Source organism: Lepagella muris (assembly GCF_004793975.1).
In the GTDB taxonomy this organism is placed as follows: domain Bacteria; phylum Bacteroidota; class Bacteroidia; order Bacteroidales; family Muribaculaceae; genus Lepagella; species Lepagella muris.
Genome location: NZ_SRYB01000001.1, coordinates 207722 through 224080 on the forward strand (window position 1 = coordinate 207722; position 16359 = coordinate 224080).

The 16359-nt window shown below is 44.4% G+C and carries 8 protein-coding genes; all 8 read left to right on the top strand.

Annotated features, from left to right (window positions below; translation table 11 throughout):
- Window positions 1-213 precede the first annotated feature (213 nt).
- The 8 genes from E5331_RS01205 to E5331_RS01240 are packed head-to-tail and all read left to right on the top strand — an operon-like array spanning window position 214 to window position 16354.
- On the top strand, window positions 214-3345 hold the full coding sequence (locus tag E5331_RS01205) for a SusC/RagA family TonB-linked outer membrane protein (RefSeq protein WP_135984320.1): 3132 nt from the start codon (window positions 214-216) through the stop codon (window positions 3343-3345).
- Window positions 3346-3357: 12 nt separating this feature from the next.
- On the top strand, window positions 3358-5286 hold the full coding sequence (locus E5331_RS01210; RefSeq protein ID WP_135984322.1) for a RagB/SusD family nutrient uptake outer membrane protein: 1929 nt from the start codon (window positions 3358-3360) through the stop codon (window positions 5284-5286).
- Window positions 5287-5310: 24 nt separating this feature from the next.
- On the top strand, window positions 5311-8124 hold the full coding sequence (locus E5331_RS01215) for a SusC/RagA family TonB-linked outer membrane protein (RefSeq protein WP_135984324.1): 2814 nt from the start codon (window positions 5311-5313) through the stop codon (window positions 8122-8124).
- A 12-nt stretch (window positions 8125-8136) separates the two neighbouring features.
- On the top strand, window positions 8137-9906 hold the full coding sequence (locus E5331_RS01220) for a RagB/SusD family nutrient uptake outer membrane protein (protein WP_135984326.1): 1770 nt from the start codon (window positions 8137-8139) through the stop codon (window positions 9904-9906).
- Between the two features lie 18 nt (window positions 9907-9924).
- On the top strand, window positions 9925-10965 hold the full coding sequence (locus tag E5331_RS01225; RefSeq protein WP_135984328.1) for a DUF5627 domain-containing protein: 1041 nt from the start codon (window positions 9925-9927) through the stop codon (window positions 10963-10965).
- Window positions 10966-10997: 32 nt separating this feature from the next.
- Window positions 10998-12692: an endo-1,4-beta-xylanase gene (locus tag E5331_RS01230; protein WP_135984330.1), complete on the top strand. Its 1695-nt coding sequence runs from the start codon at window positions 10998-11000 to the stop codon at window positions 12690-12692.
- Window positions 12693-12704: 12 nt separating this feature from the next.
- The gene (locus E5331_RS01235) at window positions 12705-14363 is read left to right on the top strand and encodes a glycoside hydrolase (protein ID WP_135984332.1); all 1659 of its coding nucleotides are present in this window, start codon (window positions 12705-12707) and stop codon (window positions 14361-14363) included.
- Window positions 14364-14371: 8 nt separating this feature from the next.
- Window positions 14372-16354 (top strand): glycoside hydrolase family 97 protein, encoded by a 1983-nt coding sequence (locus E5331_RS01240; RefSeq protein WP_135984334.1) that lies wholly within the window; start codon window positions 14372-14374, stop codon window positions 16352-16354.
- Window positions 16355-16359: the final 5 nt, after the last annotated feature.

A 16359-nucleotide genomic window follows, 5' to 3' on the forward strand; every position in this document is an offset into this window, starting at 1 on the left:
AGCGACAGTTTGTCGCTCCGGATATTGTGGCTAAATATCAGGTAATCTGATGTACTATTACATTGCGTGAAGGAATTGAAACAATAATTTTTACACCTTTTACAATATCTAAACCAATCGCAACAACAAAGTGAACAAAATCCTGGCGTTCTTTCTAATTTTGCGCTGGAAATGGTAACGATTTAAATCAATAACACAATAACAATCAATCCAATGAAAAACGAAGAATTGCTACATTGGCGCAGTCTATTTCTGATTGCTATATTTTTCATCTTTGGTTGCCTGCAATCCAAGGCTGAGATAGTGAAAGGAACTGTCGTCGATGACACCGGCGAACCACTGATCGGTGCTACAGTCCGCCTATTGAATGCAGAAAGGATAGCTGCAGTAACAGACATAGACGGAAACTTTTCTCTAAATGTTTCAGACCTCAAATCGGCAGTTTTAGCATTTTCCTATATAGGAATGAAACCGCTTGAGGTGAAAGTTAATGGACGTGAAGTCGTAAATGTGACACTTCAGCCTACTGAAAATTCTCTCGAAGAAGTGATAGTTGTCGGTTACGGTCAACAGAAAAAAGCATCGGTTGTAGGTGCCATTGCCCAGACTACCGGTGATGTACTTGAACGTGCAGCCGGTGTGCATGATATCAGTTCGGCACTTACAGGAAACCTGCCGGGCGTTGTAACGATGGCAAGTTCCGGTATGCCTGGTGATGAAAGTGCTAGTATCGTAATTCGTAGTGCCAGCTCTTGGAATAATTCAGCACCTCTTGTTCTCGTAGATGGCGTTGAGCGTGATATGGCTTCGGTCGATGTAGGCTCAGTAAAGACAATATCCATTCTTAAAGATGCATCAGCCACAGCGGTATATGGTGTAAAAGGTGCAAACGGTGTGATTCTTATCACAACACGTCGAGGAGAAGAGGGGCGAGCCAAAGTGAGTGCTAACTTTACTGCTACAGTCAAGAGCGCTTCAAAACTTCCGCAGAAACTTGACTCTTATGATGCATTGGCTGCCCGTAACCGAATCATCGTTCACGAACTCGGCTTGATGCCAAGCTCATGGGAACACATGACTCCGCTTTCCGAAATGGAAAAATATCGTAACCAGACATCTATTACACAGATGGAGCGTTATCCTAACATAGATTGGGAAGATGTATTGTTTAATGACTATGCAATGTCCTACAATGGAAATGTTTCGGTTAGCGGTGGTACAAAATTCGTAAAGTATTATGCCATCATTGACTATGTAAGTGAAGGTGACTTATTCAAACAGATCAATAATGGTCGTGGCTATAAAACAGGTTTTGGCTATACTCGACTGAACTCCCGTTCAAACCTTGATTTTCATCTAACCCCAACTACAGTGTTCAAGGTTAACATTTCAGGCTCTAATGCACAGCGCAGAAGCCGAGTTCCGGAGGGTGACGCCTTTGATCAGAACACATGGGGAAACAACCGTGTATGGGCTGGCGTATACAGCACATCGCCCAACGCCTTCTATCCTATCTACAGTGACGGTTCATTCGGATACTATCCGCAAAATACAACTCACGTCGAAAACTCGGTATGGAATATTGCTCGAGGAGGTAGCAACACCAATACTGAAACCCGCATAAACACAGACTTTGTCCTTGAACAAAAACTTGATTTCATTACAAAAGGACTTAGCTTCCGTGGAATGATTTCTTGGGATAACCGATTCATGGAACAAAGTCGAGGAATCAGTGATCCTACCGAAGAAATTCGCAAATGGATAGACCCTGTGACTGGCGCAATACAGACAACTACCACAACCGAAGGCAATAGCAACTTCGATAAGACGCCCGGGAATAATTGGGATACGATGTCTGGGGCAGTTAAAGATGATATGACGATGAAGAATCTATATTATCAACTGCAACTTAATTATAACAGGACATTCGGTAAAAACACAGTCGGTTTGACCGGCGTTTGGAATCGTCAACAGCTTTCGACAGGATCAATGGTTCCCATCAGACGTGAAGACTGGGTGTTCCGTGCTACTTACGACTTTGACAACCGCTATTTTGCCGAATACAACGGCGCTTATAACGGTTCTGAGAAATTTGGCAAAGGATATCGTTTCGGATTCTTCAACTCAGCCGCAGTCGGCTGGCGTCCTTCAGCCGAAAAATTCTGGGAGCCGATATCTCGTTGGTGGAATGAGCTGAAAATTCGCGGTTCATATGGCGAAATTGGAGACGATACCGGAGACCGATTCCTATATATGGAACAATGGGGATATGGCGGCAGCGCTTTGATGACGGTCAATGGAGCGTCAAGTATTTATCAGTTCTACCGACTCAATGCTCTTGGCAATCCCAATGCCAATTGGGAGAAAGTGAAAAAGATGAATCTCGGTATTGATTTTGCATTCCTGAACTCGAAAATCGCCGGAACTGTCGAAATGTTCAAGGATAGCCGTAATGATATTCTTCTTAGAGGCAGTGAACGTGCCATGCCATCATATTTTGGCATGACTCCTCCTACCACCAACCTTGGCAAAGCCGAATCCAAAGGTTTTGAAATCGAACTGAGGCTGAATCATAATTTTACGCCCGACTTCAGAGTATGGGCCAATCTAAATATGACACATGCTTTCAACAAAATCATTTTCAAGGACGACCCCGAATTGAAGCCAAGCTATCAGAAATCAGCCGGATATTCAATCGGCCAGACTACAGCTTTCATAGATCACGGAACATTGACATCATTCGATGATCTATATGGTAGCCCTGCTCACGATATCAAAGATGAGACCCGCCTGCCTGGTGACCTTTATATAATTGACTTCAACGGTGATGGTATCGTTGATGAGAAAGACCGTGCGCCCTATGGATTCTCCGGAACTCCTCAAAACACATATAATGCAACTTTGGGCTTTGAATGGAAAGGTTTGAGTGCCTTCGTCCAGTTCTATGGCGTGACAAATGTTACTCGTGAAGTATATCTTCGGGATTTTATTAATCAGATTGACCTCGTATTCACAGGCCGCTCATGGATAGACCCGGCATCTGGAATTGGAGATATCAGGACTCCTCGTTACTATTCGTCTAGCACTCCTTACTCAGATGGTACACGATACCTATATGACGGTTCTTACGTTCGTCTGAAAAACATCGAGATTGCTTATGATTTCAATCAGCGTTGGGTAAAAAAACTTGGGCTTTCAAATCTGCGTATTTTCTTAAACGGCAATAACCTATGGCTATGGACAAAGATGCCCGATGACAGAGAATCAAACTTTGCCGGAGGTTCAAGCGATGGTGCGTATCCGACAATGAGAAGATACAACATCGGCTTAAAATTTAATTTTTAATAGAATAGCATAATGAAAAATATACTATCAATCATTACTCGATTTGCATTGGCAGCCGGTTCGGTTCTGATGATGGCATCTTGTGAAGATTATCTTGACAAGAATCCCGAATCCAATGTCAACAAAGAAGACGCATTCAAGAACTTCAATAATTTCCAGGGCTACATCGAGGAAATATACAACTGTATCCCGGATAAGGCCAAATGCAACTGGACTACATCATGGAATCTTGGTGATGACGAAATCCAGAACCCACACGCAGATAACCGTATGAATCATCAGATTGATATTGGCAACTTCTACGCATGGCAGACCGATAACTATTTTTGGTTTGGTAAGAGCGATATCAATAGCACTTCTCAGAGTAGCTTTGATCATGGACTCTACGGCCACGCTTGGTATTGTATTTCAAAAATAAATACAGCTTTCGCCAACATTGACGAATACTTCATAGGTTCACAGGAGGAAAAGGATCTTCTGCTTGGCCAACTATACTTCTTTAGAGCATGGTGGCATTTCGAGATGATGCAATTTCTTGGAGGTCTACCCTACATAGATCATGAACTCCCTACTGACGAGTCGCCTCGACTTGTACGTCTGTCGTATCTCGAATGTGCCGATAAAGCAGCAGAGGATTTAAAAAAAGCAGTTGAGCTGCTTCCTCTTGATTGGGACAAGACCACACCCGGCAAAAATACCATTGGACATAATGAATTACGCATAAACAAAATTGTAGCATTAGGCTATCTTGGCAAAAACTATCTTTGGGCAGCAAGTCCCCTTATGCAGCATGGCGCACAGACAGGTGGCACGCGCACTTATGATTACAGTCAGGAGTACGCACAGCTTGCAGCCGATGCCTTCGCAGAAATCATAAATCTTGTAGAGAGCGGACAGACAAACTACGAACTGGCAAAATTCGAGTATTCTAATGTCTATGACCACATTAAGAAATCCGACGTAGATTTCAGTTACAGCGAACTGTTCTTTACCATCAACCGTGGATGGCTTCAACCTGGTGGAAAAGAAGCTATCTTCCGTGGACCTTCTCCGGCATGGAGCGCCACCCGCTTCAACTACTCACGTACTTTCGGCCCCAACAATCTATGTGCTCAGGACAATGAGATCCACCAGCCCACTGCAAATTATGTAGCAAACTACGGTATGGCAAACGGACTACCACTTGATGATCCTGAATCTGGATTTGACAAAAATTACCCCTTTAAAGACCGAGATCCGCGATTCTACCATGATATTATTTTTGACGGTGTTAAATACATATTGAGCGACACCAAAGGCAATGATCTTGACATGATTTATGCCGGCCTTGCTACAGGTGGTTCGATGCGCGCTGTATCCAACGCTTCGCGAACAGGATATTTCTGTCAGAAACTATGTGTTCACACATGCCAGAAATATGATATGGGTATGTCCGATGACTATCCTCCTAACCCTCATGCCTATATTCCGTATATGCGACTTGCCGACATTTACCTGATGTATGCCGAGGCCTGTGCAGCTATCGGAGGCCCTAAGGCTAAATCGTCTAAATGCGATCTTACAGCAGCCGATGCCATAAACGTACTTAGAGATCGTGTAGGTGCAGGACATGTGAACGAGAAATTCACCGGCAACAGCTTTATGGACGAGGTGCGTCGAGAGCGAGCTGTCGAACTCAGTTTCGAAGGCTTCCGCTTCAACGACCTGCAACGCTGGCTCCTGCTCACTGAACCCAAATATACGGTCAAAACTTCTCAGGAATTTATCCGTGTAGAAAATGAGGACTTCTTCAAAAACAACGATCCCCGCAATGCGAGAGTATCGGAGTTCAGAGAAGAAATTATCCTGACACGCAAATTCGACAGTATGCATTACTGGTTCCCTCTTAAGAGAGAAGACACCTACATATATGCAGAATTCGAGCAGAATCCCGGTTGGTAACATTAATTTAAAACAGTTAATCTCATGTCAGATAAAACAAAATATATAGCATCACTCGTACTTGGGGCGCTATGTGTGACGACTGTTTCCGCCCATGTGGAACAGCCCGATTCACTTGTCGGCAAGGATGAAGTGCAGGTGGCATTCCGACAGATTCCGTCAAAAGATGTAATCGGAGGAGTATCGTTCCTGAACATGGAACAGCTCCAAAATAAAAACTATAATTACGATGTCTCCAATCTTGAAGCTTATGTACCCGGCTATACCGGTAATTCATTCTGGGGTTTGGATGACTCCCCTTTAGTAATAATCGATGGTGTGCCACGTGATATGAACAATATTTCGGCTGAAGAAGTAGAAGAAATAACCTTCCTTAAAAGCGCGCCTGCGGTCGTCCTATATGGCAGCAGAGCGGCCAAAGGTGTTATCTACATCAAAACGAAGCGAGGTAAAGACCAGCCTATTCAGATTAATGTCAAAGCCAATACCGGCTGGAAAGTAGCTAAGTCTTTCCCCAATTATCTGAGAGCCGCAGAGTATATGACTCTTTATAATGAGGCATGTCTCAACGATGGTATCGGTGCAGCATATTCACAAAATGATATTTATCGCACGGCAGCCGGAACGAATCCTTATCGTTATCCCGATCTTGACCTCTATAGCTCGGAATATGTGAAAAAAGCATATAACCGCAGTGATATAGGCATTGAAATCAAAGGTGGTAACAATAAGGCACGTTATTACTCCTATGTATCGTATTTCCGCGAAGGTGACCTTATCGACTTTGGAAAAGCGAAGGACAACTATACTGACCGTCTGAATGTCAGAGGCAACGTTGATATAACATTCAATCCCATTGTAAGCGCGTATGTTGACGCTGCCGCTACATTCTATGGCGCACAGTCGGCACAGACAGACTTCTGGAACACTGCCGCCAATCTTCGCCCCAACCGTATTGCCCCGTTAATTCCAGTCAGCTATATCAGCCCGGAAGCAGCATCGGCACTTGACTTGATTAGAGGCAGCAATTTCATTGTTGATGGCAAATTCCTTTCCGGAACATCAATCGACCAGACCAATGCTATTGCCGACGGATATGTAAAAGGCGATAATAAATTTACAAGTCGTCAGTTTCAATTCAATTGCGGTCTTGATTTTAATCTTGATCCTTTTGTCAAAGGACTTGGCGTACACACCCGTTTTGCTATTGACTATGCCACTTCCTACAACTCTGGTTATACCGATTCTTATGCCACTTACGTACCTGTGTGGGCATCGGTCAACGGCAAAGATGAAATTATCGAATTAACCAAGGAAGGCAAAGACGAGCACTCGGGTGTTCAATGGTTAGGCGGTTCCTCTGACCGACAGACAATATACTTTGATGTCAATGTTGACTATCGCCGTACATTCAACACAGCTCATAACTTAAGTGCTATATTGGTTGCCTCAGGTTGGCAGAGAACATTCTCCGGTGAGTATCACAAGACAAGCAATGTAAACCTTGGACTTCAAATAGATTATAATTATAAGAGCCGTTACTTTGCGCAATTAGGTATGGCTGCCATTCACTCGGCACGTCTTGCTCCAGGACATCGTCAGGCATTTTCACCTACGGCTATGATTGGTTGGAATATCGCCAATGAACCTTTCATGGATGACCAGAATGTTGTCAATAACCTCACTTTAAGTGTATCGGGAGGCATACTTAATACCGACCTCGATATTCAAGGCTACTATCTTTATGCTCCCGCTTATGCTGAGGGGGGCTGGTTCTCTTGGCCCGGCGCATCTGGAAGTACCGCAACATATCCTGAAAGAGGCGGAAATCCTGACATGACATTTGTTAAACGAAAAGAGTTGAGTGCAAATATACATTCCGAGTTCTTTGACGGTAAACTGGCTCTGGATGCCGAAGGGTTTATCTCCGAAATGAACGGCTTACTTATCAACAATTCGACTCTTTATCCGACTTATTTCTCAACATTCTATCCGACTTCATCTCTCGTACCATGGCGCAACTACAATAACGATCGCCGAACCGGTTTTGATTTCGGTATAAAGTATAATGACACATGGGATCAGGTGAGCTTTTCGGCCGGCGTGAATGCAACATATTATACAACAAAAGCAACACGCCGTGATGAGCAGAACGTCTATGACTATCAGAACTCGGAAGGTCAAGCCCTTGACGTAATAAGGGGATATCGCTGCTTAGGTTTCTTCAACAGCTACGACGAGATCAAAAATTCGCCCGACCAGTCTCAGTTAGGCGGGGTGAATATCCAGCCCGGTGATCTTAAATATGCCGACATAAATGGAGACAATGTCATCAACTCCGATGATCAGGTCGTTTTGGGCAAAGGCGGTTGGGCCGGTTCTCCGTTTGTTCTCGGAGTCAATCTCACAGCCAAATGGAAAGATTTCACTCTCTTTGTATTAGGTGTCGGCAACTTCGGTGCCCAGGCTGTAAAAAGTTCCTCGTATTACTGGGCGTACGGCGATCGCAAATACTCGGCTGAAGTACGAAACCGCTGGACACCGGAAACCGCCGAGACCGCTACTTATCCGCGTCTTACTACCACCAATGGTGCCAATAATTTCCAGACTTCTGACTTCTGGATGTATAATACCGACCGGTTTGAAATAGCAAAAGTGCAGCTCACTTACGATATGCCCGGCCGTTGGTTCAGCGGCAAAGTCGTAAAAGGTCTCTCGGCCTATGCAAGTGTTTCAAATCTCTGCACGATAGGCAAGCACCATAGAATTATGGAACTCAGCACCGGCTCGGCTCCACAGACCCGCTGGTTCAATATTGGTGCTAATATTAAATTCTAAATATCGACTGTCATGAAAAAACTTATAATACCCATAATATCGGTACTCGGAGCCTTGTCATTCGTTTCCTGCGATGACCTGTTTGATCCGGCTCTCGAGAACGTGAGAGACGAAAACGCTATGCAGAAGGACCCGTCTCAATTCGATGGAATGTTGCGCTCGGCATATCTCCTTATGCCTTATGGAACACCTGCGACAAATGATGTAGCGACAGATGATGCCGTTACCAACAATATGTCCAACAACTGGCTTAATATGGCTGTCGGTGGCTGGACATCCAAATCTTGGGAATCAACTTGCAACTGGCGAGACCGAAATGCGTCTATTCAGTTCTGCAACGTATTCCTAAACGGTGTAAACAATGTTCGTTGGGCTGATGAACCTGTCACCAATCAGTTGTATATTACCCGACTAAGCGGAGAAGCCTATGCTCTTAGAGCAATGAATATGTATTTCCTGCTCCAAAACTATGGAGGTAAAACAGCATCCGGTCAACTGCTCGGTGTACCTATCTGGACACAGACATACGATGCAACTACCGATATGAATGTTCCCCGTAATACATTTGCAGAGTGCATGCAGCAGATTTTTTCTGACATTGACAAGGCACTTGAGCTTCTACCATACGACTATGGCGAAGTTACCTCCTCCAACATTCCGCAAAAATATAAAGACATGGGCGCCGGTATGACCGAATACAATCGTGTATTCGGGAATAACGGTATCGGCAGAATAAGCGGCAGAATCGCCGAAGCTGTCAGAGCACAAGCCGCACTTCTCGCAGCAAGTCCGGCCTTCGGCGACCAGTCAGGAGTTGACTGGGCTACCGCTGCACACTACGCCGGTGTTGTTCTTGATCACATTGGTGGTGTTGCAGGAATGGCCTCGAAAGGTCATATATGGTATACACCCGGAGAAGTAGGCAACACAGGCAATACCGTGAACCATGACGAAATTATCTGGCGTGGCAATTTTAGTGACAATAATGATCTTGAAAAGGAAAATTTCCCGCCAAGTCTTTATGGTAATGGACGAATTAACCCCACGCAGAATCTTGTGGATGCCTTCCCTATGGCAAATGGCTATCCTATCCATGACTCACGTGGTTACTTTGATGAATCAAATCCTTACGATAACAGAGACCCTCGTCTCTCGAATTACATCGTTTACAACGGGTCGGTGCAAGGACCATCGTCACAGACCATCAATACGAGTTCAACAAGTGCCACCAACGACGGCCTGAACAAAGAACTGGGGCACTCGACAAGAACGGGATATTACATGCGTAAATTCTTGCGCGATGATTGTAACCCCAACAGTGCTGTAAACACCGTTCAGAGACATTATACAAAATATATCCGTTACACCGAGATATTTCTTGCCTATGCCGAGGCTGCGAATGAGGCTTACGGGCCTACAGGAAGCGGCGAACATTCATATTCGGCCTACGATGTCATAAAGGCAATACGAAAGCGTGCCGGTGTAGGTGTCGACAATGGCGATCCATATCTGGAACAGGCCAAAAACAACAAGGAAGACTTCAAAAAACTTATCAGAAACGAACGTCGACTGGAACTCTGTTTCGAGAATGTAAGATTCTGGGACCTTCGACGCTGGAACGAGACTCTCAATGAGACAGCGCGTGGCGTCGATATATCGGGTAATAACTACAACTATATTGATGTAGAGCAACGACTCTATAATCCATATATGATTTATGGGCCGATTCCATTCGATGACGTATTGAAATTCAGCAATCTTGAACAAAATCAAGGCTGGTAATAGAAAAGCAATTGAATTATGAAACATCTCAAATATATATTAGTGTCATTGATTGCCGGAGCAGCTCTGGCTTCATGCGAGAACAGCGAGCAGGATTTTCCCGACTTTGACGGTGGAACAAAAGCATACTTTGCTTACCAATACCCCGTTCGCACAATTACTCTTGGCGAAGATCCTGAACAGGACAACACTCTTGACAACAGCCACCGATGCCGTATTACGGCCACTCATGGCGGTTCATACGAACCGCGCGACGCAAAAATGGAAATCGAAATAGACAATACACTCACCGACAATCTCTACTTTGAGAATGGCACACCTGTCAAACCTATGCCGGAAGACTACTATAGACTGTCTTCCAATAAGCTGACTCACATCAAGTCATTTCTCTATGGCTCAGAAATAGAACTGACCGACAAGTTTTTTGCTGATCCTGCGTCGTTAGAAAATACATACGTTATTCCGGCCCGCATCATTAAAGCTGACGGCTGTGATGGCATATTGTCAGGATCTCCTGTTTTCGAGGGTGATACTCCCTCGCCTTGTGATGCGACTGCATGGAAAGTGCAGCCCAAGGACTATGTTCTATATTGTGTGAAGTATATAAATCCCTGGCATGCCACTTATCTGAGACGCGGTGTGGATATCATCACCGAAGATGGAGGTGCCATGGTTAAATACGTGCGTCGAGGTAAATACAGAGAATCTGACGAGGTCGTATCGGTTACCACTGGAGGCTACAATATCGCAAAATTTCCAGTCAAAACCCAAGTCTCGGAAAACGGTGGCATAGCGACACGAACATGTGTACTTGACCTTACATTTGACGGTGATAATTGCACAATCTCTACTTCAACCCATGGCATGACAGCCACTGGAAGCGGCAAGTTTGTAAAAGACGGAGAGAAAAAGGGTTGGGGCAATCAGGATCACAATGTACTGTATCTTGAGTATAACATCGATTTCGGAGGTAAGACTTACGAAACCATGGATACCCTTGTAGTTCAATCACGTAACATTGTTATGGAAGAATTTAAGCCTACCTATAAAGTCAATTGAATTAATCCGCTTCATGCAAAACAGCAATAATCATGAATAAAAGTAAAATAAACATACGGAGAGCACCATACGCGTTGATGCTGTGTGCATTACTGGCGGGGTGCAGCGATGAAAAATATGATATCAACCTCGACCCGATAGAGGAGCCGATGGACGTTGCCATGGCTGAATACGTCAATGGTTTTGATGTGCTCAAAAAATATATTGACTTTGAGTCTCATCCCGGGTTCCGTCTTGGAGCGTCAGTATCGTCCACCGAACTGATGAAACGCGGTGCAGCCGGAATTATACTGCACTCCAACTTTACCGAAACGATGCCCGATGATAATATCATGACCATGGGGGCCTGTCTTGGTAACGGAGGCGAATTTGATTTCGGTAATGTTGAATCGTATCTTAAATGTACTCAGGAATACGGGCTGTCGACATTCGGACGTTCACTCGTGTGGCATCGTTCACAAAACGCCGATTATCTCAACCAACTTATCGCACCTGTTATTATTGAAGACCCTAATGTAGGAGTTGCAAATACCGGCTATTGTCTTGTATTTGAGAATCAAACGGCAGGTTCTAATCCCTGGGATGCTCAGGTGTGGTATGAACATTACACTAATTTTGAATCCGGCGCAAAGTATACACTTAAATTCATGGCAAGGGCCAGCGGTGTGTGGAGTCCTGAAGTATATCTGCAAGGAGGAGAACAGCAATATCCTGGTCCTTTCACAGTAACCACCCAGTGGCAGGAGATCAATTATACATTTACTTCTTCTCATGGTGAAGCCAACAAGATTGCCATCAATTTCGGACAGTATGTCGGCAAGATGTATATAGACAACATTTCACTCAAAAAAGAGGGCTCTGACGATGAACTCATGAGAAATGGTGATTTTGAAAATGCAAGTATAGACCAGTGGCATGCCTGGAACGGCGACTTGTATCATCTTTCTACTGACAGCGAAGGATATTCTGAGATCGGCCCCGGCGCTAATATAATTGAAAAGACTCCTGAAGAAAAAGCTGAAATTCTGACCGGCGTAATGGAACAGTGGATTGCCGGCGTAATGGAGGTTTCAAAAGAGTATGTTAGCAGTTGGATTGTTGTTGAAGATCCTATGTCTGATACCTCACCCGTAGAACTAAGAAAGGCTGATGACGATGTCAATGGTGCTCCCGGTGTATTCTTGTGGTCAGACTATCTTGGTGAAAATTATGTGCGTGAAGCAGTCAGAATAGCTCGCGAACACGGCGGTGACAATTTGAAACTATTTGTAAGCGAATATGGATTAGAATCTGCAGGTCTCATAAAATGTCAGGGCTTGATTTCACAAATTGAAAAATGGGAATCAGATGGTGTAACAAAAATTGATGGTATCGACGTAAAACTAAATCTCACTTGCTCTAATGACCCCATTACTCAGAAAGGATATGAAGATGCAATAGAGCAAATGTTTGTTTTACTTGCCAAGACTGGTAAAATCATAAGAATATCCAATCTGACAGTCTCTATGGCAAATGCGACAAGCACCAATACTGATATTGAACTTGCCAAAGGAAACTACTATAATTTTGTACTACGTAAATATCAGGAGCTGATACCTGCCGAACTTCGTTATGGTGTCTCATTCGGACATCCGGCCGGACTTAATGGCATTTGGGATTCAAACTATAACCGCAAAGCCTCATACATTGGAGTTGCCAATGGATTGGCCGGTAAAACCAACCAGTAAACAGATAACGATATGAAAAAAGTATATTTCTATAACAGCATATTAATGGCAGTACTTCTGTTGTTGTGTGGCTGTGCCGAGCGCGACGAAGATCTGCTTGGAATCGCGTCCAAATCGGGCGTGCGTTTCCTGAAAACAAATCTTGAAGTACCGTTCATCGGGGGCGATTCATACCTGATGGTAGAATGGAATGAGACCCCATGGGAACTTGAACTTGTCGGTGATGGATTCATCGAAGATTTCTCGCCCCGGCAGGGTGGAGAAACGACCGAATCAGGTTTCAGCCAGATTAGGATTCAGGCCAAACCGAATATCGACTTGGACGAAAGAGAGCAAAAGATGATCCTGACAAATCTTCTGACCGGTGAAAAGACAGAGCTCATTGTGACACAAAGAGCTGAATACAAGCGAGTGGATGTATCGGTTGACTACTCCAAGAAACGTCAGCTCATCAGAGGTTTCGGAGGTGCATACAATCCCTACATTTGGGTTAAACAAGTAACCTCGCACCAGATGGAGCAAATGTTTAAGCGAGGTGGGATACTCGGCTATAACATACTGCGACTGATGCTTTACGATGACAAAAATATATGGGAAAAAGATGTTGAGGGCGCAAAATATGTATCAGACCAAGGTGGAGAAGTATTTGCCTGTCCTTGGCATGTTCCCTCGGAATTCACCGAAAATATCACAGTCAACAACGAAGTAAGGAAGCATGTTGACCCGTCCAAATATGATGCGTATGCTGATTATTTTGTCGAGTACATTAACTATATGAAAAGCCATGGTGTCAACCTTACAGCAGTGTCTGTACAGAATGAGCCTGACATGGACGTTCTGTGGGCACCGGCCGAGATTGCGGTATTTATGAAGCAATGTGGCCCCAAAATCAGAGCCACAGGTGTGGAGCTTATGGGCCCTGAAGCATGTGGTTTCGCGCCTGAATATACCGATCCCGTTGTGAATGACCCTGAGGCAATGGCTCAGACCGACATTGTCATCGGACATACTTATCAGGGATTTGCCGATTTGAACAATGGTTATGTAAAGGCTCGTCACGATTATGTTCAGAACATATTCGAAACACTCCTCGAGCCGGTTGGCAAATCATGGTGGATGACTGAGAAATATTTCGATGACCCCAAGAATGCCGACCTCAAGACTATCTGGAACTACCAACTTGATGGCCTTGGTGAGGAAATTCATGCCTGCATGGAGGCCGGCTGTGGTGCTTATATCTATTGGTATCTGCGTCGTGACAGCGGACAATGCGGTTTAGTTTGCACAGTCGATGATCCTGACAAGAATGTCTCGGTTGATGAAATCGGTATTGCAAAGGACGGATATCTGATGGCTCAGTATTCCAAGTATGCTACCGGACGCTACCGTGTCGCTTCATCGTCGGAAGACAGCGAAGTCAAGATGTCATCATATGTCAACGAGTCTGCCGATGAAGTAAGTGTCGTAATTCTCAACAAGAAGAACGAAAAAGTCATGGTCGAGATTGATGTGCCTGAAAATGCAATTATCACTTCGGCTTCAGAGACAAATCTCGATGTAAATCTCCGAGACATCACTGCCGGAGGAACTGGCATTTCTGGCCGCAACAAGCCTTATGTCCTTTGCGGGCCCCGAAGCGTAGTATCCGTCAATATGAAACTGACTAAGTGAATTTGACTATGATTCGAAAAATCGTAACAGCCCTATTACTTTCAGGAGTTGCACACAATGTTGTAGCGTCAGGCGACAACATTGTAGCAAGTCCCGACGGGAATCTTACCGTCTCGGTTATTGATACCGACGCGACTCCCGCTTATTCAGTAAAATACAACGACGATTGCTTTATAAGACCGTCAAGAATTGGCTTTAAGACTGATCTTGGTGACTACTCTACAGGATTGAAACTGACCGCTGTTTCTCCAATAGAGGCCGTACAAGAGAGCTACTCAATTCCGAATATCAAGAAGTCTGATATTGATTATCTTGCCAACAAGCGTACCTTTTCATTCTCCAAAGACAGTATTCATGTATTTGACATAGTATTCCAGGTCAGCAACAACGATATCGCGTTTAAATACATTCTTTTACCCCAGAAGGACGCTCTGACAACGCGTATCGAAAGAGAAGTGACGGAATTTGTATTACCCGACGGAACTACATCGTTTCTTTGTCCTCAGAGTCATCCCATGGGAGGTTATGCACGCACCTCACCGAGCTATGAGACTCCTTACACATGCGATGAGCCGATAGGCAAGAATGGATGGGGTGAAGGATATACATTCCCCTGCTTGTTCAAAAACAATGACAAAGGTTGGATCCTGTTGTCGGAAACCGGCGTGGATGGATCTTATTGCGGAGGACGTTTGATTTGCGAATCAGACTCGGCATATACAATCGGATTCCCTCAGAAGGGTGAGATGAACGGCCTCGGCTCTGAATATGTCGGTCTACCGCTGCCGGGCGAGACTCCTTGGCGAACTATTACGATTGGTCGAAATCTCGCTCCAATAGCCGAGACTACTATCGCTTTTGATGTCGTAAAACCCCTATATGCACCCTCTCGTAAATACGAATACGGCAAAGGCTCATGGAGCTGGATTATGGGCATGGACGAGAGTGTTAATTATGATGAACAGATTCGTTATATCGACTTTTCGTCGGCTATGGGTTTTACGTCAATTCTGGTTGACAGTTATTGGGATAAGCAGATAGGACGTGATAAAATAGAAGAGCTTGCACGTTACGGAAAGTCCAAAGGTGTAGACCTCTATCTCTGGTATAATTCCAATGGATACTGGAATGATGCGCCCCCGACCCCGCGACATATCATGAATAATCCTGCCGCACGTCGTAATGAAATGCAGTGGATGAAAGATAATGGCATACGCGGCATCAAAGTAGATTTCTTTGGCAGCGACAAGCAGGAGATGATGAAACTGTATCAGGATATTCTCTCTGATGCCAACGATTTTGGTCTGCTGGTCATTTTCCATGGCTGCACATTGCCTCGAGGCTGGGAGCGTATGTTTCCTAACTATGCTTCAAGTGAAGCAGTACTGGCAAGTGAAAATCTTCATTTCTTCCAGGACAACTGTGATAAGGAGGCATATAACGCAACTATATTCCCATTTGTCAGAAACACCTTAGGAAGCATGGACTTTGGCGGCAGTGCTCTCAACCAGTATTATAATAGTGAGAACAAACCCTATGGCACTAAAAGAAAGACTTCCGATGTATTTGCACTCGCAACAGCGGTTTTGTTTCAATCTCCGGTTCAACACTTTGCGCTCGCTCCGAACAATTATGAAGACGCTCCCTCATGGGCTATTGATTTCATGAAAAATGTACCTACTACATGGGATGACATACGACTAATTGACGGCTATCCCGGACAATATGTCGTTCTTGCACGCAAGCATAACGATGAGTGGTATATTGCCGGAGTCAATGCCGTGGATGAGAAAAAGAGCATTTCAATTGATTTGTCTAAGCTACTCCCCAAGTTGTCAAAGGAAGAAAGATTATCATGTACTGTGATTAAAGATGAATCTCTTTGCAAAGACAATGTGAAAAATATCTCCTTGAAGCCCGATAGCAAATATAAGATTGAAATACCATGCAATGGAGGTTTTGTCATGAAACTCTCAATGCAACCGAAATAAATCAC

Bases quoted from the DNA above. Each gene is read 5' to 3' on its own strand.
- E5331_RS01210 (WP_135984322.1), top strand. From the start codon at position 3,358: ATGAAAAATATACTATCAATCATTACTCGATTTGCATTGGCAGCCGGT.
- E5331_RS01235 (WP_135984332.1), top strand. From the start codon at position 12,705: ATGAAAAAAGTATATTTCTATAACAGCATATTAATGGCAGTACTTCTG.
- E5331_RS01205 (WP_135984320.1), top strand. From the start codon at position 214: ATGAAAAACGAAGAATTGCTACATTGGCGCAGTCTATTTCTGATTGCT.
- E5331_RS01230 (WP_135984330.1), top strand. From the start codon at position 10,998: ATGAATAAAAGTAAAATAAACATACGGAGAGCACCATACGCGTTGATG.
- E5331_RS01225 (WP_135984328.1), top strand. From the start codon at position 9,925: ATGAAACATCTCAAATATATATTAGTGTCATTGATTGCCGGAGCAGCT.
- E5331_RS01240 (WP_135984334.1), top strand. From the start codon at position 14,372: ATGATTCGAAAAATCGTAACAGCCCTATTACTTTCAGGAGTTGCACAC.
- E5331_RS01215 (WP_135984324.1), top strand. From the start codon at position 5,311: ATGTCAGATAAAACAAAATATATAGCATCACTCGTACTTGGGGCGCTA.
- E5331_RS01220 (WP_135984326.1), top strand. From the start codon at position 8,137: ATGAAAAAACTTATAATACCCATAATATCGGTACTCGGAGCCTTGTCA.